Origin of the sequence: Helicobacter felistomachi (assembly GCF_030296895.1) — a bacterium.
Taxonomy (GTDB): domain Bacteria; phylum Campylobacterota; class Campylobacteria; order Campylobacterales; family Helicobacteraceae; genus Helicobacter; species Helicobacter felistomachi.
In genome coordinates this window covers 1,297,730-1,316,528 of the sequence record NZ_AP028022.1, presented here as the reverse complement: position 1 = coordinate 1,316,528, position 18,799 = coordinate 1,297,730, and the positions used below count along the sequence as shown (strand labels likewise).

At 48.5% G+C, this 18,799-nt stretch carries 23 protein-coding genes; 4 read left to right on the top strand and 19 right to left on the bottom strand.

Annotation, left to right across the window (positions count from 1 at the left end; genetic code table 11):
* The 9 genes from QUE23_RS06915 to trpD all read right to left on the bottom strand — a co-directional run bounded on the left by QUE23_RS06915 (nucleotide 1) and on the right by trpD (nucleotide 8,555).
* Entirely contained in the window at nucleotides 1–270 is a 270-nt protein-coding gene (locus tag QUE23_RS06915) for a hypothetical protein (protein ID WP_286348343.1), read from the bottom strand.
* A 41-nt stretch (nucleotides 271–311) separates the two neighbouring features.
* On the bottom strand, nucleotides 312–893 hold the full coding sequence (locus QUE23_RS06910; protein WP_286348342.1) for a hypothetical protein: 582 nt from the start codon (nucleotides 891–893) through the stop codon (nucleotides 312–314).
* 10 nt (nucleotides 894–903) lie between these two features.
* On the bottom strand, nucleotides 904–2,343 hold the full coding sequence (locus QUE23_RS06905) for a hypothetical protein (protein WP_286348341.1): 1,440 nt from the start codon (nucleotides 2,341–2,343) through the stop codon (nucleotides 904–906).
* Complete coding sequence (locus QUE23_RS06900) at nucleotides 2,340–3,464, bottom strand: hypothetical protein (protein WP_286348340.1); 1,125 nt, start codon at nucleotides 3,462–3,464, stop codon at nucleotides 2,340–2,342. Before QUE23_RS06900 ends, QUE23_RS06905 begins: the two co-directional genes overlap by 4 nt.
* A gap of 98 nt (nucleotides 3,465–3,562) precedes the next feature.
* On the bottom strand, nucleotides 3,563–4,666 hold the full coding sequence (locus tag QUE23_RS06895) for a coiled-coil domain-containing protein (protein ID WP_286348339.1): 1,104 nt from the start codon (nucleotides 4,664–4,666) through the stop codon (nucleotides 3,563–3,565).
* Between the two features lie 131 nt (nucleotides 4,667–4,797).
* Nucleotides 4,798–4,965, bottom strand: a complete 168-nt coding sequence (locus QUE23_RS06890; RefSeq protein ID WP_286348338.1) for a hypothetical protein — start codon at nucleotides 4,963–4,965, stop codon at nucleotides 4,798–4,800.
* A 35-nt stretch (nucleotides 4,966–5,000) separates the two neighbouring features.
* Complete coding sequence (gene trpB, locus QUE23_RS06885; RefSeq protein WP_286348337.1) at nucleotides 5,001–6,197, bottom strand: tryptophan synthase subunit beta; 1,197 nt, start codon at nucleotides 6,195–6,197, stop codon at nucleotides 5,001–5,003.
* Nucleotides 6,197–7,552, bottom strand: a complete 1,356-nt coding sequence (gene trpCF, locus QUE23_RS06880; protein WP_286348336.1) for a bifunctional indole-3-glycerol-phosphate synthase TrpC/phosphoribosylanthranilate isomerase TrpF — start codon at nucleotides 7,550–7,552, stop codon at nucleotides 6,197–6,199. The genes trpB and trpCF overlap by 1 nt, the downstream gene beginning before the upstream one ends.
* Nucleotides 7,545–8,555 (bottom strand): anthranilate phosphoribosyltransferase, encoded by a 1,011-nt coding sequence (gene trpD / locus QUE23_RS06875; RefSeq protein ID WP_286348335.1) that lies wholly within the window; start codon nucleotides 8,553–8,555, stop codon nucleotides 7,545–7,547. The genes trpCF and trpD overlap by 8 nt, the downstream gene beginning before the upstream one ends.
* Nucleotides 8,556–8,717: 162 nt before the next feature.
* Between trpD and QUE23_RS06870 the strand changes: the two genes are divergently transcribed.
* From QUE23_RS06870 to QUE23_RS06860, 3 genes are read left to right on the top strand one after another with little or no spacing between them, the layout of a single operon-like run.
* A complete protein-coding gene (locus tag QUE23_RS06870; protein ID WP_286348334.1) occupies nucleotides 8,718–8,978 on the top strand; it encodes a lipopolysaccharide biosynthesis protein in 261 nt (86 codons plus the stop codon).
* The gene (locus tag QUE23_RS06865; RefSeq protein WP_286348333.1) at nucleotides 8,941–9,528 is read left to right on the top strand and encodes a glycosyltransferase family 25 protein; all 588 of its coding nucleotides are present in this window, start codon (nucleotides 8,941–8,943) and stop codon (nucleotides 9,526–9,528) included. The genes QUE23_RS06870 and QUE23_RS06865 overlap by 38 nt, the downstream gene beginning before the upstream one ends.
* 1 nt (nucleotide 9,529) lies before the next feature.
* Nucleotides 9,530–10,576, top strand: a complete 1,047-nt coding sequence (locus tag QUE23_RS06860; RefSeq protein ID WP_286348332.1) for a YeiH family protein — start codon at nucleotides 9,530–9,532, stop codon at nucleotides 10,574–10,576.
* A 45-nt stretch (nucleotides 10,577–10,621) separates the two neighbouring features.
* On the opposite strand, the gene QUE23_RS06855 is transcribed toward QUE23_RS06860, so the two are convergent.
* The 7 genes from QUE23_RS06855 to QUE23_RS06825 form a co-directional block, all read right to left on the bottom strand.
* Complete coding sequence (locus tag QUE23_RS06855; RefSeq protein ID WP_286348331.1) at nucleotides 10,622–11,311, bottom strand: HNH endonuclease family protein; 690 nt, start codon at nucleotides 11,309–11,311, stop codon at nucleotides 10,622–10,624.
* A gap of 255 nt (nucleotides 11,312–11,566) precedes the next feature.
* Entirely contained in the window at nucleotides 11,567–13,123 is a 1,557-nt protein-coding gene (locus QUE23_RS06850) for a VWA domain-containing protein (protein WP_286348330.1), read from the bottom strand.
* Nucleotides 13,124–13,636 carry a hypothetical protein gene (locus tag QUE23_RS06845; RefSeq protein ID WP_286348329.1) on the bottom strand — a complete coding sequence of 171 codons (513 nt, stop codon included), beginning with the start codon at nucleotides 13,634–13,636 and terminating at the stop codon, nucleotides 13,124–13,126. It lies immediately after the preceding gene.
* Nucleotides 13,637–13,679: 43 nt separating this feature from the next.
* A complete protein-coding gene (locus tag QUE23_RS06840) occupies nucleotides 13,680–13,847 on the bottom strand; it encodes a hypothetical protein (protein ID WP_286348328.1) in 168 nt (55 codons plus the stop codon).
* Between the two features lie 16 nt (nucleotides 13,848–13,863).
* Nucleotides 13,864–14,082 (bottom strand): hypothetical protein, encoded by a 219-nt coding sequence (locus QUE23_RS06835; protein ID WP_286348327.1) that lies wholly within the window; start codon nucleotides 14,080–14,082, stop codon nucleotides 13,864–13,866.
* A gap of 5 nt (nucleotides 14,083–14,087) precedes the next feature.
* Nucleotides 14,088–14,912 (bottom strand): hypothetical protein, encoded by an 825-nt coding sequence (locus QUE23_RS06830; RefSeq protein ID WP_286348326.1) that lies wholly within the window; start codon nucleotides 14,910–14,912, stop codon nucleotides 14,088–14,090.
* A gap of 17 nt (nucleotides 14,913–14,929) precedes the next feature.
* The gene (locus tag QUE23_RS06825; protein WP_286348325.1) at nucleotides 14,930–15,433 is read right to left on the bottom strand and encodes an AAA family ATPase; all 504 of its coding nucleotides are present in this window, start codon (nucleotides 15,431–15,433) and stop codon (nucleotides 14,930–14,932) included.
* Between the two features lie 224 nt (nucleotides 15,434–15,657).
* On the opposite strand from QUE23_RS06825, the gene QUE23_RS06820 reads away from it, so the two are divergent.
* Nucleotides 15,658–15,939, top strand: a complete 282-nt coding sequence (locus tag QUE23_RS06820; protein WP_286348324.1) for a LysE family translocator — start codon at nucleotides 15,658–15,660, stop codon at nucleotides 15,937–15,939.
* A gap of 189 nt (nucleotides 15,940–16,128) precedes the next feature.
* Here the strand turns inward: QUE23_RS06820 and QUE23_RS06815 are convergent, their stop codons facing one another.
* Genes QUE23_RS06815 through edd form a run of 3 tightly spaced genes read right to left on the bottom strand, consistent with a single transcriptional unit; the run spans nucleotide 16,129 to nucleotide 18,745 of the window.
* Nucleotides 16,129–16,263 (bottom strand): HP0135 family lipoprotein, encoded by a 135-nt coding sequence (locus QUE23_RS06815; RefSeq protein ID WP_286348323.1) that lies wholly within the window; start codon nucleotides 16,261–16,263, stop codon nucleotides 16,129–16,131.
* Nucleotides 16,264–16,319: 56 nt separating this feature from the next.
* Nucleotides 16,320–16,949: a bifunctional 4-hydroxy-2-oxoglutarate aldolase/2-dehydro-3-deoxy-phosphogluconate aldolase gene (locus QUE23_RS06810; RefSeq protein WP_286348322.1), complete on the bottom strand. Its 630-nt coding sequence runs from the start codon at nucleotides 16,947–16,949 to the stop codon at nucleotides 16,320–16,322.
* A 2-nt stretch (nucleotides 16,950–16,951) separates the two neighbouring features.
* A complete protein-coding gene (gene edd, locus QUE23_RS06805) occupies nucleotides 16,952–18,745 on the bottom strand; it encodes a phosphogluconate dehydratase (RefSeq protein ID WP_286348321.1) in 1,794 nt (597 codons plus the stop codon).
* Between the last annotated feature and the right edge of the window lie 54 nt (nucleotides 18,746–18,799).

The following is an 18,799-nucleotide window of genomic DNA, read 5'->3' as shown; positions in this document are numbered from 1 at the left end:
CTACACCCCTAAATAAGTGCGTGTCTCTTCGATCTTGCGCCTAAGCCAGCGCACTTGTTCCTCTGCTTGCTCGTCAAAGTGCTTTAAAAAGCCCTCCAACTCCTTAAGCACTTCCTCAAATTCTAAATACTTGGTGTCCGCCCAAGTGTCGCCTAAAGCGCGGAAGTGCCCGTTTAGACTGCGCACCATTTCATTCAAGTCGTCCATGAAGCTTTGTAGGTGGTTGGTGAAATCCTCAGCCTCATCAGGGTCCATCACTGCTTGTGCCATTGTTGCTCCTTAAATAAATTTCCCACCCACCGCCCTTAAAATCAGTGGTTGGTTTCTTGTGTGGTGGGGGGTTTATCCCCGCCCTCGCTAGACAACTTACACGCTATGGGTTGAGCGGTGGCGGGCTCTTGGTGTTTCTTGCCCCTAGCTTTTTCATACTCTTTGGTTTTTTCCCATTCCTCTTGTTGCCACCCGGATTGCTCGCTGTTGTGGGGCATTTTGGGACTTAAGGTTTTTTGCGGGCTTAGATCGGCGTTGGTGCAAAAAACGACACTCCCTAATGCCTCCCCGAGTGAATGCCCCCCATTGTCTTGCAAGCACGCCTTGAGTCCGTGCTGCATGTAGAGTAAATTTAAAAGGTCGCAGAGCAAGCTAGGTCCCCACACACTCCCCTTTAGCTGGGGCTTAAAATAAGTAGATTGCAACAAGGGGGAGCGCGACTCTTTAGGGTATACAAAACAAAAATCCCTTGCTTTGCCCGGCTCGATGTTGTAAATTTCATTAAAGTTTGTAAAAAAGTCCGCCCCCGCCTCCTGCATACAGACAAAGACCAAACCCCTCTGTTGGGTGCGCTTAAACACCCCCACCTTTTGATCCAAAATCACAAAAACATACGCATACATGAGAGTTCTCCTAAGATTTTAGTTGCACGAGGTGTTCGTCTTCACACGAATCCCCATCCATCGTGAAAACCCCCACCACGATGCTGTCCGTATTGACTCGCTTGATTTTGATTTGGTAAATGTCCTCTTCATAGGTGTCTTCAAAGAAGATGGGTTCTCTAACCGCCTCTTCAATGGAAAGTTCGTTGGTCGTGGCGCGGGGCTTGTCGGTGTAGTAAAGCTCCAGCCTTTGCCCTTTAAATTTAGAGCTAAATTCCACCCACTCCCCAACCACCATCTCCTCTTTTTCTAAGATCAAATGGAAACAATCTCCCTTTTTACGCCCCAAATAGAATTTAAAAACAGGTTCTCTATCCGGGCAGGCATCTTTAGAGCAAATGTTGATGCCCCCGCCGTGTTGATCGCGCCCGTCTAAGAGTCCAAAGACCACCCCCGTTTTACAAGTAACGCGCCGTTGTTGGTCGGGTTCGGGGTCTTTGCCGCTCCTCTCTTTGATGATCGCATCAGCCTCTGACGTGCCTAGTGGGGGGTAGATGGTGAAGGTGATCTCTGTTTTAGACTGCGCCTGCCTTTTAGCCGCCTCTTCTTCAAAGAGCATTTTCACTAAGGGCGAACGGCTGGAGTTACCCCCTAAGAAAATATGCACGTGGCTGGCGTGTTTCATGTGCGGGGCAGCTTCCCGCAACGCCTCAAAAAAGTCGGTGATGACGAGCCCGATTTCCGTTTTTAAAATCTGCAATAATTTCGTGCGGTTGACCATGAATTGCGCGCTTTGGGGGTTGCCCTGGCGGCCGACTAAACTCAAGTTGATGCGCTCTTCTTCTAATTCTGCGGCGTGGATTTGCTCCTCATCTAAGCCGTGCAAAAAGGGGCGCAACTCTTCGGCAATCGTCTGCAAATTGCGCCGCCCCTCTCTTTTGTTGTCGATGAAGGCGCGCAAGGTGTGGACGTTAGTAACCCTAGCTTCGTAATTGGGTGTGGCGATCACAAAGTCCTTTTGGCGCACTTCCTCCATGTTGTCCTTAAACACTTCTAGTGCCAAGAGTTCTAAAAGATTTTCCCCGCCTAAGTATTTCGCACCCCCCTCCTTAAAGTGGTGCAGATCGTAGTCTTTGTCCTCATCTGCGCTCCTCTCCCAGTAACCAAAGTCAAAATCTGTCGTCCCCCCACCAAAGTCAAACACCCCGTAATTGATCGCCTCTGCCCCTAGATTCTTAAGTGTGAAACCAAAGGCTTGCAGCGCGCTGATGGCGTAAGCGGCTGGCTCGCTCACATTCATTTCCACAACCATTTTTTCTACTTTAGTCCGCTCGTTTTCCTTTTTACCCGTAACATAGGGGTCAAAGACACCTTGAGGCAGGGATTTTGCCAGCCCACGCATGAAGCTTTCTTTGATGTGTTCTCGTTGTTCCTTTTCGTATTTTGCGGGGTAGGATAAAAGATAGGTCAAATGCACCCCTTCAGGGTTGCCCCCATGTTGTTGATGTAACGCCCCAAGAGATAGGCGTAAATCTCAATGGGGTCGGGGTTGCCCGTCCCATAGTCGGTGATGTCGCCTAAATCCCAAGCCACCCCATCTCTATCTTGCACCCGCACTTCGTTGCCCGAAGTCCCCGCCCATTGTTTGAGCTTATAAAAAAAGCGGTAATAGTTGTTGCCCGTGGCTTCCCTGAAGTGTTCAAAAGCCATGTGTGAGATGCTTAAATCCGCGATGTCTGTAAAGGGGCGGTGTTCAAGGCGGTTGTAATCCCTTAAGAATTTTTTATAATCGCTAAACTCCATGAAGGTGGGGTTTTCAAAATCTGCCTCAACGATCTCTTTTTTGGTGTCTAGTGTCCCAATGGAGAGTAGGATTTTACGGCTGTTTTTGTCTAAAATTGCCGCTGTGGTGCTCTTAGTGCCAAAGTCGATCGCCACCACCTCAGCTTTACGCCAAAAGACATCTTGATTGTTTAGGGGGTGGCGGGTGTTTAGGGTGCAGTGCTCGTTGGCACTAGGTTCGGGGAAACAAAATGTGATGGTGTTTTGATCGCTGGAAGTTTGGGGGTGTATGTCCCAGTGCCCGGCATTGGGGTCTTCTAAGAGATTATGATCGTAGGGGTCTAAATTGATCGCCACTTGATCCACCTCTAAAAGCCATTGCTTGAATTGTAAAAACGCCTCTTTGCTTAAGCGGCGCATCGCGTTGTTCTGCCCTAAAATCCTCTTAGCCCGCGCCAATTCCTGCGAGGTGATGCAATTTTGACTTGCGGCACTGTTGTCTTGTAGCCATGCCAGCTCTTCCATCAAAGACAGCAATTCTTTGGAGGGGTCTTTGGGGTTAGCCGCACAAATGCAATCGATCAGCTCCAGCAAGCGTTGTTCGTTTTCGCCCAAACCCCCGCCCTTTTTGGTCCTAATCTCCTTGCGGGTAAGCAAGGCGTTGCGCTTAACATTCTCAAAGTCTTTTAAAAACTTGCGATCCTCGGGGCTCAACTCCTTGAGTTTAAGCGCAATGGGGTGGTCTACAGGCAAAGTGATGCTTGTGAGCGTTTCTCTGATTTTGTCGTTTTTTAAATTTAAGGGATTCATCGATGTTTCCTTTCTTAAAATGGTCTTTTTCACTTTTTTCACGAGGCATAGAAGGTATCCACGCCAGTTGAGCCGCCGCCCTCTTTCCATGCTCTAGTTTAGACCTCAACCAAACTTTTAAAAATGGCTGAGCCCTGTTTGTAGCCCACAAAGTGCACCTTTTTCACCTTGCCCCTTACAGGTTGTGGGTCTTTTGGGGTGGCGTGCTCTCTAGGGTTATAGCTGTCCTCCTCACGCACGCTTAGACGCGTGAGTTTTTCTGTAGACTCTAAAAGGGGAAAGAGGGCATTAAAAAAGGCGATCAAGGGCTGGATTTTAGCCAAATCCTCACGGAAGTGCTGGATGTCTTCAGCGATGCACTTAAGCACAAACAAGCGGTCTTGCCCCAGCTTGGAGGCAAAGAGATCGTCTAAAGTGGCATTTTTATCGATCCCTAGGCGCTCTAAAAGCCGATCGCTCTGTTTGGCTAAATTGAGTAATTGCACGAGGACGAGGTTTTTATAGCCCATAGCCTCTTTTTCATAAGCCTTTGCCGCTTTAAGCGCGTCCTCTAGCTTGGCATGTGCGTCCTTGAGGTTTTGGCAATCTGCACGCGCCGTGTTTAACTCCCCTTCTAGCCTTTCTCTGTCTGTTTTAGCGTGCCTTAGCTCTTGCTCTAGATTTTCACTTTTATTCTTTAATTCTGCTTCGTCTTCTTGAGCCCGTTTTAGGTCGTCTTCAATGCCTTTAAGCTTTTGTTCTAGGCGATCGTTGTCTATTCTTTGTCGGTCTAGTTTACCCTGTAATGCCTCTTTGTCTTGTTGCGCTTGCTGCTCGCTGTGTTCTAACGCTGCTTGCACCTTTTTTAATTCCTCTTTTTTGTCCTCTAGTGCCTTTTGCAGCCCATTTTTTTGCCCTTCAATTTCCTGCTTGGCACTCTCTAGTCCCTTTATTTTGTCCTTTAATTCCGCCTTTTCTTTTGTGAGGGTGGCGTTTTCTGTCTCGAGTGTTTCAAGTTGCGTGGCATCTAGGCTTTTTGTGGGGCTTTGGCTCTTTAACCCCTCCAACTCTTCGGCTAAAGCCCCGATGCGCCCCTCCAACTTCTTTAAAATCTTGCAAATCTTGCATTCTTTCTTTTTACCCATGCCTTCTTCCTCTAGTGGTGTGATGCTCTCAAGCGCGTTTTTTAATTGCCCTAAAAGTTCTAGGGGGTCATTTGGCAAATCTTGTAAATCGTGAGAAAGGGTGTGGAAAGATTGTGTAGCCTGATAGGCTTCGTCAGCTGTGTTTTGGACTCGTTCTTGGACTTGGGTTTGGTTTCTGGGGTGTTCTTTAGAGGCGGCGTTGGCGGGAGTTACCCCCCCCCCCCCCCCATAGATTGGTGCACCTCAACGATGATTTCACCCTCCACTTCTTCTAAGTTTAAAAAACAAGTGTGCGCGCCTACAAAAAATTTTTGGGATTTTTCTTTGTTTGGTTCGCTAAAATTGTTTAACTTATAGGTCAACCGCACTAAACTCAAAATAACCTCCTAATCAAAGTAAAATCCGAATTCTACTATAAATTTCTAAAAAGCATACGCCCCCAAGACAATTTTAACGCATTTTGCACCGTGGCTAAGTCCTTATCCCCCCTGCCGCTTAAATTAACAAGCATGAGGCTTTCTGTCTTGCACTCTTTGGCAAGTTTATAAGCATGGGCTAGGGCGTGGGCGCTCTCTAGGGCGGGGATGATGCCCTCACTTTGGCTTAGGCGTACAAACGCCTCTAAAGCCTCTTGGTCGCTCACAGCCACATACTGCGCCCGCCCACTTGTTTTTAAATAACTATGCTCGGGACCCACACCCGGGTAATCTAGCCCAGCTGAAATGCTGTGGCTCTCTTGTATTTGCCCCTCGCTATCTTGCAAAATATACGTCTTGCACCCGTGTAAAATCCCCACGCTCCCCTTGCATAAAGTTGCCCCGTGTTTGTGCGAATCTAGTCCAAGCCCCCCGGGCTCTACGCCGATCAAACCCACATCCTGATCGTTTAAAAACCCCGCAAAAATGCCAATCGCATTAGACCCCCCACCCACGCAGGCGATGACAGAGTCGGGCAACCTACCCTCTTTTGCTAAAATCTGCGCCCTTGCTTCAGTGCCGATCACGCTTTGGAAGTGTTTCACCATTTGGGGATAGGGGTGTGGGCCGGCAGCGGTGCCTAGCAAGTAGTGCGTGTTGGTGTAAGAACTCGCCCAGTCCCTTAAAGCCTCATTGATCGCATCTTTAAGACTTGCTGATCCACTTTCCACGGACTGCACCTTAGCCCCAAGTAGGCGCATCCTAAAGACATTTTGCTCTTGACGCTGTATGTCCTTAGCCCCCATATACACCACACACTCTAGCCCCAAAAGCGCGCAAGCGATGGCTGTAGCCACGCCGTGCTGCCCGGCTCCCGTTTCGGCGATCACGCGCTTTTTGCCTATTTTTTGCGCCAACAACGCTTGCCCTAGGGCTTGGTTGGTCTTATGCGCCCCCCCGTGGATCAAATCTTCTCTTTTTAAATACATTTTCACTTTGGGGTTGGGGCAGAAGTTTTGCACCAAAGTTAAAGGACTAGGCCGGCCCACAAAGTCCTTTAAAAGCCCCTTGAAAGCGGCTTGAAACTCTGTATCGTGCAAGCAATCTTTAAAGGCTTGTTCTAGCTGCGTCAAAGCGGGGACTAAGAGTTCAGGCACAAAGCCCCCCCCAAATTCTCCAAAATAGCGATCCATCAGTACTCCCGTAACATTTTCGCCACTTGGGCGATTTTTTGCGCGCTCTTTTTACCCGGTGCGCTCTCTAGCCCTGAGTTTAAATCTAAGCCCAAAGCCCCCGTACACACCGCCCTTTCTAAATTGCTTGCATTAAGCCCGCCTGCAAGCATGAAAGGGCGTTTAAACCCCCCTAGAAGTTTCCAACAAAACGCCACGCCATTGCCCCCCGCTTTTGCCCCCTTGCTGTCAAAAAGAATTAAGGGGGTGCTTGGCGTGGGGGGGAGTTTACGCGCCTGTAAATCCACGCTCACCACCGCCCACACGGGGCAATCTAGGGCGTTTTGCAGCAGGGCTAAATCCTCTGCACTATAACGGCCATGCAATTGCACCGCCTTAAGGCCTAGCTGGCAGGCTCTTTTAATGATCGTTTTAGGCTTGGCTTGCACGAACACCCCCACAAAGTCTAGCTTAGGCACTTTTTTCATGAGTTTGGCCGCTTTTTTGGGGGAGATGTAGCGCGGACTTTGGGGGTCAAAAATCAACCCGCCATAAATGAAGCCATTTTTCAGCACCGCTTTCGCGTCTTTCACCCTTTTAAGCCCACAGACTTTATTTTCCCCCAAAATGAGTTTTTTACAGGCCTTGTCTAGGTTTTTTTGCGCCATAAGCAAGCTCCCCACTAAAAAACCCTGCACTTTAGTATAAAGCTGCTTCACCACGGCGTGCGAGTCGATGCCCGATTCGCTGATGAGGATTCGATCCTCGGGGATCAGGGGGGCGAGCTCTAAAGTCGTGTGGGTGTCGACTTTTAAGGTTTTTAAATCGCGGTTGTTGATGCCGATGATCGGGGCGTTTAAAGCGATCGCCCTTTGCACCTCTTCTGGGTTACTCACCTCTGTTAAAACCGCCATGTTTAAAGACTGGGCTAAGGCCGCTAGGTCTTGATAACTCCCATCATCAAGCACGCTAAGCATCAACAACACCGCATCTGCCCCCATAAGGCGGGCTAGACGCACCTGAAAGGGATCGATGATGAAATCCTTACACAAAAGGGGCTTGGTGGTGTGGGCCGCCACTAGGCGCAAGTTCTCAAACGCGCCTTTAAAATACTTTTCATCGGTCAGCACCGAAATACAAGTGGCGTGCTTTTCGTAGACTTTAGCGATTTTAAGCAAATTAAAGGGGCTTCTAATCAAACCCTTAGAGGGGGAAGCCTGTTTGCACTCTAAAATAAAGCTCGTGCGCCGCTCTTGCAAAGCTCCTTTAAAATCCCGTTGGCTAGACTTCAACTCCGTAGGCACGCTGTGGCGGTTTTTTAAAGCCTGTATCTCTAGTTTTTTGTGTTCTAAGATGGTTTTTAGCAAATCATGCATGGCTTAGTTGAATCATCCTTTGTAAGTGGGTGTAGGCCTGCTGGCTCTTGAGACAATCGTTGGCAAGCCTAGCCCCTTCTTGAAAAGTGTCCGCCCGCCCGGCCACGACCAACACCCCCGCACTATTGGCAACCACGCTCGCCCTTTGCGCCTTGCTGCCCCCCCCTTTTAACAAGTCCAAACAAATTTGCGCGCTCTGTTCCACACTCTCTACTTGAAGTGCCTCTAGGGGATGGCTCTCTAGTCCAAAGTCACTGGGCTTTAGCGTGTATTGTTTGATTTCCCCCCCCTTGAGCTCACAGACTAAGGTTTCCCCGTGCAAAGCGATTTCATCACAGCCCGCACCGTGCACCACCAAAGCCCGATCTAAGCCCAAATTCTGCAAAGCACATGCAAGGGGGTAGCACAGCTTGGGGTCGTAAACGCCTAGAAGTTGCGCTTTGGGGCGCAAAGGGTTTAGCAAGGGACCTAGCAAATTAAATAAGGTGCGTGTTTTTAAGGCTTTTCTTAGGGGGGCGGCCTTGGCAAAGCTGGGGTAGAAAAGCGGGGCAAAGAGAAAGGCAAAGTTGGCTAAATCTAGACTTTGGGCAACTTGTTTAGGGCTTAGGCGGATATTAAAGCCCAAGCACTCCAAAAGTTCTGCGCTCCCACCCCCGCTAGAGCTGTAATTGCCCGCTTTGGCCATTTTCACACCCAAGCACGCGCACACAAACGCGCTGGTGGTGCTGATGTTAAAACTCTTCACCCCATCCCCGCCCGTCCCGCAATTGTCCACGACACCAAAGGGGGTGCTTAAGGCTTGACTCTCTTGCAAGCATGCTTGCACGCTGTAAGCGATCTCTAGTGGGCTTTCGCCCTTACACTTCAAGGCGATGAGCAACGCGCCCAGCTCAATGTCGCTAAAGTGCCCCTGCAAAATGGCCTGAAAAAACGCCTGCACCTGCCCCCTTTCTAGGTCCTTTTTAGCACAAAGTTGGTTGAGTAAATCTGTGTAAAGGGGCATGGCAGTCTTTACTTTAGCGTTTTAATAAAGGGGGATTATAGCACAAGCAACGCAGAGTGTTGCTTTGAATACAAAGTATTGCGGTGTTGTAGCCATAGGCTTGCTTTGGGACACAAAGCGTTGGTGGCGAATTTTGCTATAATGCGCCTTTTGGGAGAGAGTATGCGTATTTTTGTGATCCATTTGTCTAAAGCGACTTGTCAAGAGTGGGGACTTAAAGAGCGTAACATTGACGCACTTTTACAGGATTTAGATCAAGACAAACACCCAATCGAAGTTTTCAACGCCATTTATTCCAAGACCAAAGGGGGCTTAAACTCCCTTGTGTCTGCCCACCTCTTTCCTTTCTTTGTACACCCAAGTGTGGGCGTTGTAGGGGGGGGGGGTGAAAACCCTGCTGCAGGCTTGTTACTATGCGCTTAAACAAGAGGGCGTACCTATGAGTCTTGGCGAGCTGGGGTGTTTTGCTAGCCATTACAGCCTATGGCAACGCTGCATAGAACTGCAAGAACCCCTTTGCGTTTTAGAGGACGACATCGCATTAGAGTCCCACTTTTTTGAAGCCATAGATCACATCGCAAAGCACATCCATGGTCTACACTGGGTGCGCCTCATGCATCTATTTACCGATCAAATCTCCTCTACACCAACATCCACTCCCCAAATCTCTATCATTCCCTACAGCTACCCCTCTTATGGGAGCGGCACACAGGGCTATGTGCTCGACCCCACCGCTGCCAAAGCCTTTATTAAGGCGAGCCAGCATTGGGTCATGCCTGTGGATTTTGTTTTGGAAAACACCTATTTACATGGCATAAAAAACCATGTTTTTGAGCCCTTCGCCATTAGCGAACACATACAAAACACTTTAGAAGGCAATATCTCCAGGGATCGCGATGTCGGCTACCCGCCACTTGTGGGTGCTATAAGACATCTACACCGTTACTATGTAAGCTACAAAACGAAGAATTGACATGCAACACCACCAAAACACGGCATTAGGCATCCTCTTAGGTCTTTGTGTCATCGGCGTTTTAGCCTTTGTATCGCTAAAAATCGCCCATCTGCCCTATTTGAGCACGCACCACATTTCGCCCCTCTTGGTGGCGGTTCTACTAGGTTTGGTAGGTTCGTTTTTTTACCCCAAAATCGCCTATTGGACGCACCACGGCGTGCATTTTAGTGCCAAAAAGCTCTTGCGCTTAGGCATCATTTTATACGGCTTTAATGTTACGATTAATGACATTTTGCACTACGGCTATGTGCCCCTATTCATTGCGCTGGTTGTGGTCGTGGGGGTGTTTTTGCTTGGGGTGTGGCTAGGGAACAAGATGGGGCTAGATCAAGATTTAAGCATGCTTGTAGCGTGTGGGAGTGCGGTGTGTGGGGCGGCGGCGGTTTTAGCCCTAGAGAGCGTGCTTAAATCTCCCCCCTTTAAGGGCGTGGTGGCGGTGGGCACGGTGATCGTCTTTGGGCTCTTGGCGATGTTTTTATACCCCTTTGTCTATAACTTGGGCTGGGTGCCTTTAAGCCCGCTTTCTGAGGGGGTGTATATCGGGGCAACCTTGCACGAGGTGGCAAATGTCGCCGGGGCAGCTAGCGGGATTTCACTAGAAGCCGAGAAAGTCGCTGTAACGATTAAAATGGTGCGGGTCATCATGCTCATCCCTCTACTCTTAGCCGTGTCTTTTTATTTAAAGAGCACAAACACTAAACACAAGCACAAAGTGAAATTACAAGTGCCTTGGTTTGCCTTCATTTTCTTGGGTATGGTTGTGGTGCACTCGTATTTACAACCCCTATTTGGCGGCTTTGTGGCCCCTGATGTGCTCAAACACAGCGTGGAAGTGTTGCGTTTTGGGTCTGTGGTGTGCTTGGTGTGTGCGATGGGGGCTTTGGGCTTGCAAGTGGAGTTGAAGAAGTTTTTAAGTCTTGGGGGACGGGCGTTTGTTTTAGCCTTAATCCTTTTTGTGGTGTTGATTTTTGGGGGCTTGGCTTTGGTGAAGGTGCTAATGGGCTAGCCTCTAGAATTTTAAGAGGGGGTTTTGTATGGGCTAGCCTAAAAGTTAAGAGAGTGTGCGCACAATGCCCAAAAACTCTTGAGTTAGGCTTTTTGTCCGCTTCTCAATATGGTCCGCATCCCACTGCGCCACCTCTAAGACTTCCTTCGTGATGTCGAGGTGATTCTTTTGACTATTTAAGCACATTTTCTTGCTTTGATCGCCATGCACCTTGACACGCCATACATTGTTGCTAATGGCCGTGTTTAGTTTTTGGCCGAGCAACACCATATTGCCCACTTGGTAAATCAAACCTTCCGCTTTGTTTGCATTGCCCCCCACAATGTCCGTCCAATGCGTTTCCCATTTTTGGGGCATTAAATGCTCTAGGCTGTAGTCGCATTTTAATGAGTGTTTTTCATCCTTTTGCTGTATCCTATAAAGCTCAAGGGTGAAAAGCACCAACATCGCTCTATCGTTGGAGAGCTTTGCTCCACCGCTCGATTTTAAAGCGTTGGCAATTTGCATCTCTTCGGGCTTGCGTCCTAAAAGATTTCCTTTGAGGGCTTGGAGTAAGCGTTGATGACCTTGTGCCTCTTGTGTGCAAAGATAGCGGACAGTTTGGGCAAAAAACTTTGAAAAATCCTTTGTGCTTTCTTTGCAAAGCCAATAGGTAAGGGTGAGGATTTCTAACCACGCAAAGCCTTGCCGCACCAAACCTTCATCTTGATCCTCAAGCCCCTTTAGATAAAGCACAAGTGGGAGGCAGGCTTGGATTTGAGTTAATAAGAATAGCTGTGTGGATAACTTTTACAAACGAGTGGTATTAGGTATGGGGCTAAAACCAACACCCACATAGGTTTTCTTGCACTTTAAAGTAGTTTATTTTCTATACTTTAAGGTTATAGGCTTGTTCAGGGTCTGCACCTCCATCAAAGACAATTTACAACCCTCTTTGATTGTTTGCCCTCATTTTCACGGAGGGTTTTGCTCTAGCAAAACACTGATCGCTTAAGCCCCCACATCGTTACCCAGCTCACACAAAACCCGAATGTTTTGGCGGTGGCTGTCATACACCCAATGCTTGTCAAAGGCATGTTTTGCCCCCGAGTTGCCATTGATGTCTAGCAAGTAAAAGCGGTTTTTGTCTTGGCGTTGGTGCTGCATTTGTTGCGTTAAGTGGGGGTCAAGTCCGCCAAAGTCGCCATCGGACACTACGAGCAAATCTGCCTTTTGGTAGTTTTGCGCTTGCATCGCCTTTAAGCCCTCTTTTAAGGCGAGTCCGACATCTGTCCCGCCCCCAAAGCTCAAGCTTAAAAACTCATTGAGCCGTGCAAGTCCCCCGCCCTTGCTTAAATCCACCGCTGTGGTTTGGGAGCTAAAATTGATGAGAAAGCAAGCGCGTTTGCTCTTTTTGGCGTGTGAGGCTAAAAACAAAGTCAAAGCCTTAGCGATGAGCTCGGGCGCGCCGCTCATCGATCCGCTGGTATCCACGCAAATGATGATAGGTCCCTTTGCGCCCTCTTTTTCTTGTGTCTTTTCTTGCTCCACTTGCACTTCCTCGATGCCCTCTAAATGGCGGTCAATGTAGCCCTGCTTTTCAAAGCAAAACAGCCGTTTTTCCACGAATTTAAGGGTGAAAAGGATTTCTAAATCGGGGTCGTTTAACAAGGCTAATTCTTGGGGGATGAGATTTTCTAAGTCGTTGCTTAAATGAATCCCGCAAATTTCCTCTTTGTAATCCCTTGTTACTTGTTTTTCGGTGTAAGAGTAGCTTTGCAACTCTTTGATCATTTCCTTTACCATCTCTTGTTGCTTTTCCTTCATCCGCCCGAGCAAATCGCAAATCGCCATTAAAGCCTTGTTATTTTTGATTTGGGCAAAGAGGGCTAAGATTTGGGCGAGGTTTAGGCGTTTAGGGCTAGAACCTACAGAAAATGCATGCCCCCTTTTTTCGGTTTTTATGTCTGTATCCAAACTTGTATCTAGCCCCGTGTCTAGCCCCTCTAAATTTTGTAATGCCCTTTTTTGTGCCTTGGCTTCGCCCAAGCCCTCCAAGTCTAGGGCTTCTAGGGCAAGATTTTTAGCGTCCATAAACAGCCCGTCTTTGCCAAAGAGTTCGGGGGATTGTTTGGCGAGTTGCTTGGCTTGCCATAGGGCTTTAAACCACGCCTGCATGCGTGTTAAAAAATCCTGCTCCATCTTGGCTTGCGTGGCGTGTTTCCATGTGGCGATTTTGTCCTCTAACACCCCTTGCCACTTGTCTAAGATGAAGCGGTGCAAGGTCGCTTGTTCTTCTTGGCTCTTGAGCGTCTTTTCTTGGGTGTTGATGAAACTTAAATCCGCTTGGGGGTTGTGGGCGTGGAAGGCTTGACGGGTGGTTTTGGCTAAATCTTTTTGCTCTAGGTGGGCGTGTTTGCGTTCATAATGCTCTAGGCTTTCCTCAAAAAAGGGGTGGTCTTTAAGAGCTTCTTTCATTTGGCTGTCTTTTTCTTGACAGGCACGCTCAAACTCTTTAGCAATCTCAGGGTCGTCTAAAAGCCCAAAGCTTTTTAAGGACTCTAGCAACTAATACCCCATATGCTCCCAACGCATTTCTTCGGCAACACAGGTGAGAAAATCACCTGTTTTATATCTTATGCAACTACGGACTTCGTCATAAGTGTAAGTGCCGCCCTCGCTTTCAAGAAATTTGTTTTCAGCTTTGGTAAAAATTTCCGAAACAAATTCCGCAAAATCTATTTTAATCTTAAATGTATAATAAAAAGAATAACCGCCTTGCAAGGTGTCCAATAAAGCACTGGGATTGCAATATGCAAATGTATCACCAAAACTCTTTGTATTGTTGTAAATATCAATAGGATAGTTTTGTGCGTATATTTTTTCAAGCAACTCATCGGGTGTCTGTATCTTTGTTGCTGCAAAATCTTCAAAGATTTGGACTATGTTTTCTATCGCTTCTTGAAAAGTGGGGGTCTGCATCACCCTCTCATCTTTGAGTGTCTCAGCATTGATAACAGCCATTGTAAAAAGCTTCCTCAAATCCTCATGCACATCGCGGTTGTTGTCCTCTTTTCCCATGCTCTGTCCTTTCATTTTTTCAACCCAAGTATTCTAGCAAAATTCACTCACCTTTAAGTTTATCCGCAAGGGCTAAAAGCTCGTTAATCAAGTCGTCTTTTTGTTTTTGGCTCAAGTTGTGGGGGCTTGGAGCTTGATTAGAGGTTTGCGTTGCCCTTGCTGTGGCTCGTGGAAATCGCTCCATTATTTGCTCTAATTCCTCGTGAGTCATTTTTTACTCCCTAAATTCAGTGAATCGCCCCTCTTAACCCGGCTTTAAGCACATTGCGTAAATCGGCATAAGCCCCCAAATCTACAGGCTCGCCGCGGTGGTTTGTGAGCTTAAAGCCCCGTTTTTTAAGCTCCATAGGGTCAAGGTCGCCACGCGTATAGCCCTCTAAAAGTTCCACAATCTTAGACACAGACTCCCCCTCTAAAATCTCATACTTCTTGGTGATGGCTAACACCTCTTTTACCAAAGCGTGGTTAGGGGTTGTGCTTCTGCTAGGGTCTTGGGGTTATTGGGGCTATTTGGGGTTCTTTTTTGTGCCAACTCTTTTAGCTCCAATTCAAGCACCTTAAACGCTTGCAATAGCTCTTGCACGCCCGCAAAGGCGATTTTCATGTCCTCATTGGATAAAAAAATATTAGCGTTTTGGTGTGTTTCCTGCCACTCTTGGCTAAGTTCCTTGGCATGCGTGCTCACTTGTTTGGATAGGCTTTGGTAGGCATTGTTAAAGGTTTCTGGCGAATCTGCCCCCATTTTTTCAAGGTGTAAAAAGCTCTCTTGTGCCTTTTCTAGGTCTTTTGCCTTGGCGTGGCTGGTCTTCAACACTTGCGTTAAAATCGCATTGACTAGGGGGATTTGCTCCAAGCTGTCCCATAAACAATGCCTGAGCAACGCCAAATCGGGGGGCGTAACTTCGTTTTGGTCGCTAAGCAGGGCGGAGACTTGTAGAAGCTGGGCGCATTGCTTGAAACGCCGATCAGAAGGGCTGGCGATTAAATTAATATCGGGCTCTGTGTTTTCCTCGCCCTCTTTGCTGGGCGCATTGTCGCCTAAAAATTGGGCGATTAAAGCGGGGTTGTGCTTTAATTGCTCTAAGCTCGCCTTGATGGCGTGCAAACTCTCTAGGGCTTCTGGGCTAAAGGGGATTTGTGTAGCTAATTTGTGGATTTTTTCTAATTCCTCTAGGCTAAAGGCGTGCTGGTTAGAGCTTGTGCTCTCTTGGCTGGCGATGAGCTTTAAAAAATTCGCCTTAGACTTTAGGGGCTCAACAAAATAGCGTAAGAGCATGCGGTCATACAGGGCTTCTAAGCCTTGATTGGCTGGGGGAACTCATTGCTCGCACACACAATGCCCTTAAGGGGGACAGGTATGTTTTTATCGCCCTGTTTAAACAACCTTTCGTTGATGATGGTGAGCAGTGTGTTTAAGATGGCGGGCGAGCTTTTCCAAATCTCGTCTAAAAAGGCAAAATGGGCGGTGGGTAAGTAGCCTTCAATGTTGCGTATGAGCTTGTTTTCCTTCAGTGCGCCGATGTCAATGGGCCCGAAAATGTCCTCTGGGGTAGAAAAGCGGTGCATGAGCGCACTGAAAAAGGGCGTAGATTTGTCGTCTTTAGACTCAAAGGCAAGGCTGACTTTCCGTGCAATCATCGACTTAGCCGTGCCGGGAGGTCCATACAAAAATATCGCTTTACCGGCAAAACAAGCCAGCAACACCAAGCGCACACATTCCTCGCGCTCAAATAAATCCTTTTCTAACGCGGCGATGAGATTTCTAACTTTGGTTTTGTATTGGTTGTTTAAGGGCATGGATTCCTCTCGCTCAAAATAAAAGAAACATTATAACTTAAGTTCGTGCGCTTAAAACGCTATAATCCACCAAAAATTAAAGGCTTTTTGTGGGGCTGTGGCTGGTTTTAGGGATTCATTTTTGGCATTGCTGACCCCGGACCGGACTTCTTTTTAATCAGCTCTCACGCCCTAAAACCCAGTTCAAACACGCTTTAAAGGCAGTTTTAGGCGTGGGGCTTTGCGTGTTTATATGGGTTGTGCTCTCCCTCTTTGGTTTAAAAAGCCTCTTTGCCACTTTCCCGCTTTTACAAACTCTTTTAGCCCTCTTGGGGGCGTTTTACTTGCTCTACTTGGCTGTTATGTGCCTAAAATCTAACGCGCCCATTAAGTTCAAGCCCACCAGCACCAAACAGGCTTTTTTAAGCGGATTCCTCACCCACATTTTAAACCCCAAGGCCATGCTCTACTTTAGCAGCATTTTTTCGGGTTTCAATCTCTTTTGCAAAGACACCACACTTTTTTAGCTCACTTTCTGTTTGGTGTTTGAAACCCTTGTATACTTTAAATAGCGGTGGCGTTGTTGTTTTCTAACGCTAAAATGCGTGCTTGGTATGGCAAATACTATCAAGTGACTGACTACCTTTGTGCCTTGATTTTTAGCGCCTTTGCCCTCTATATCTTGGCTAGCCACCTTAAAGCGTGGCTTTAAGGGGTTATTTTTGTTCGGGTTGCCAAATGGTCTTTTCTGAGGGGGTGTAATCTTTCTCGTCTTCTAAAATCTGTTGCTTGGTTTCGCTGCAAGCGGTGCATAAAAAAGCTAAAATCCCTGCTAAAAGCAATGCGCGCATCGCCATCCTTTCAAAGAATCTAAACGCCCATTATAAACCCAAAAAGTTAAGGAGCTCTAAATGCCTTCAGCCGCCGCCACGCTTTTTTGCGCCATTGCAGTGATTTTTGCCCACTCTTTGGCCTGCACCAACTCTTTAGGCGCAAGCCACGAGCCCCCCACACAAAGCACATTAGGCAGCTTTAAATAATCGCCCATGTTCTCTAAAGAGATCCCCCCCGTGGGGCAGAAAAACGCCTCTAAAAAGGGGCCAGCAAAGGATTTAAGCATGGCAATTCCCCCGGCCGCTTGTGCGGGGAAAAACTTTAAATGTTTGAAACCATGCTCGAGTGCCAGCATCACCTCGCTCGCACTCGCCACCCCGGGGATGAGCGGGATTGGGCTCTCTTTAAAGGCTTTAGCTAAGGCTGGGGTGAGCCCCGGGCTTATGGCAAACCTAGCCCCCGCTTGCTCTGCGCGCTTCAAGTCCGTGGAGTTTAACACCGTACCCGCCCCCACGATCGCCTCTGGCACTTCTTGGCTAATGCATTTGATCGCCTCCAGGGCTTCTTTGGTGCGCAGTGTGATCTCTAGCACCTGAACGCCTCCTTGCAGCAAAGCCCTAGCTAAAGGCACGGCATCTTTGGCTTCTTCAATGACCATCACGGGAACGATGCGCCCGGCGTTTAAAATGTCAAAAGCCTGCATGGCTACTCTCCAAAGCTCACCGCACCCGTTTCCGTGCTCCCGGCCAAAAGGCGCAGCCCAGCAAAGAGTTCGCGCCCGCTCCCAAAGGGTTCACGCAAAAAGGGCACAGATGGCAAGCGCTCCTCCCATTCTTGATCTTCTAGCAACACTTGCAACACCCCCTCTTTTGCGTCCAAAAGCAGCATGTCCCCGTCTTGAATTTTGGCAATCCCGCCGCCTAAAAGAGCTTCAGGGCTGACATGGATGGCGGCGGGCACTTTGCCCGATGCCCCACTCATGCGCCCGTCTGTAACAAGGGCGACCTTAAAACCCTGATCTTGCAGTGCACCTAAAATGGGGGTGAGTTTGTGTAACTCGGGCATGCCATTGGCGCGTGGGCCTTGGTAGGGCAAAATGGCGATGAAGTCCTTTTGCAGTTCTTGGCGCTTAAAACGCTCGATCATATCTTGTTGGGATTCAAAGATGATGGCGGGGGCTTTGATGGTGTGGTGTTTGGTGTCGATGGCAGACACCTTGATCACCGCCCGCCCCACATTGCCCTCCAGGATTTCCAGCCCCCCATTGGGTGAAAAGGGGTTGTTAACGCCCCTTAAAATGTCGGTGTTGTGGCTCTCTTGCACGCCCTCTTGATAAACCACCTGCTCCCCGTCTAAATAGGGGTTTTTGGTGTAAGCCTCTAAACCCTGCCCCATGATCGTGTCGCAATCCTCGTGCAATAATCCAGCGTTTAGGAGTTCACGCACCACGAAAGCCAGCCCACCGGCTGCCTCAAATTGGTTCACATCGGCCTGTCCGTTGGGGTAAATTTTAGCAAGTAAGGGGGTGATTTCAGAAATGGCGGCAAAGTCGTCCCAATTGATCACGATCCCGGCGGCTTTAGCGATGGCAACTAGGTGGATGGTGTGATTCGTAGAGCCCCCGGTGGCCATAAGACCCACCATCGCGTTAACAATGTTTTTTTCACTAATCATTTCCCCGATGGGTTTAGGGGTCTTGGTCGCCATTAAAGTGGCAGCCTTGTGCACTAGGGCCTTTCTTAGGGGAGTGTTGGGGTTGATGAAGGCAGAGTTGGGTAAGTGCAGCCCCATCAGTTCGACCATCATTTGGTTGGAGTTGGCCGTGCCATAGAAGGTGCAAGTACCAGCCGAGTGGTAGGATTGCATTTCGCTCTCTAAAAGCTCTTGTCTGTCCACCTTGCCCTGGGCAAAAAGTTCACGCACCTTGGATTTTTGGGCGTTGGCTAGCCCGCTAGTCATAGGCCCGGCGGGGATGAAAATTGCGGGCAAATGCCCGAAACTTAAAGCCCCGATGAGTAACCCGGGCACGATTTTATCGCACACGCCCAAGTAAAACGCCCCGTCAAAGACATTGTGCGAGAGCGCGATCGCCGTGCTCATGGCGATCACATCGCGGGAGAACAAACTAAGCTCCATGCCTGCATAGCCCTGGGTGATTCCATCGCACATGGCGGGCACGCCACCGGCCATTTGCCCAAACGCCTCGTGTTGCAAGAGAGTTTCTTTGATCCACTCGGGGTAGTCTTTTAGGGGTTTGTGCGCGGAGAGCATGTCGTTATAAGCGGAGATGATGGCAAAGTTGGGTTTGTCGTTGTTCTTGATTTTTGCCTTGATGTGTTCGGGCAGGCTGGCGTAGGTGTGGGCCAGGTTCGCACAACTCAACTCCCCACGCTGGATTTTGCGCTGTGCTTTGGCGGTGCGCTCTAAGTAGGTTTCTCTACTGCTTTGAGAGCGTTCAATGATACCTTTGGTAATGTCCTCTAGGGCTTTTTTAGGCATGTGTACCTCCGTGTAGTCTTTTCGTGGCGCAATGATACTACAATTTTTAAAATC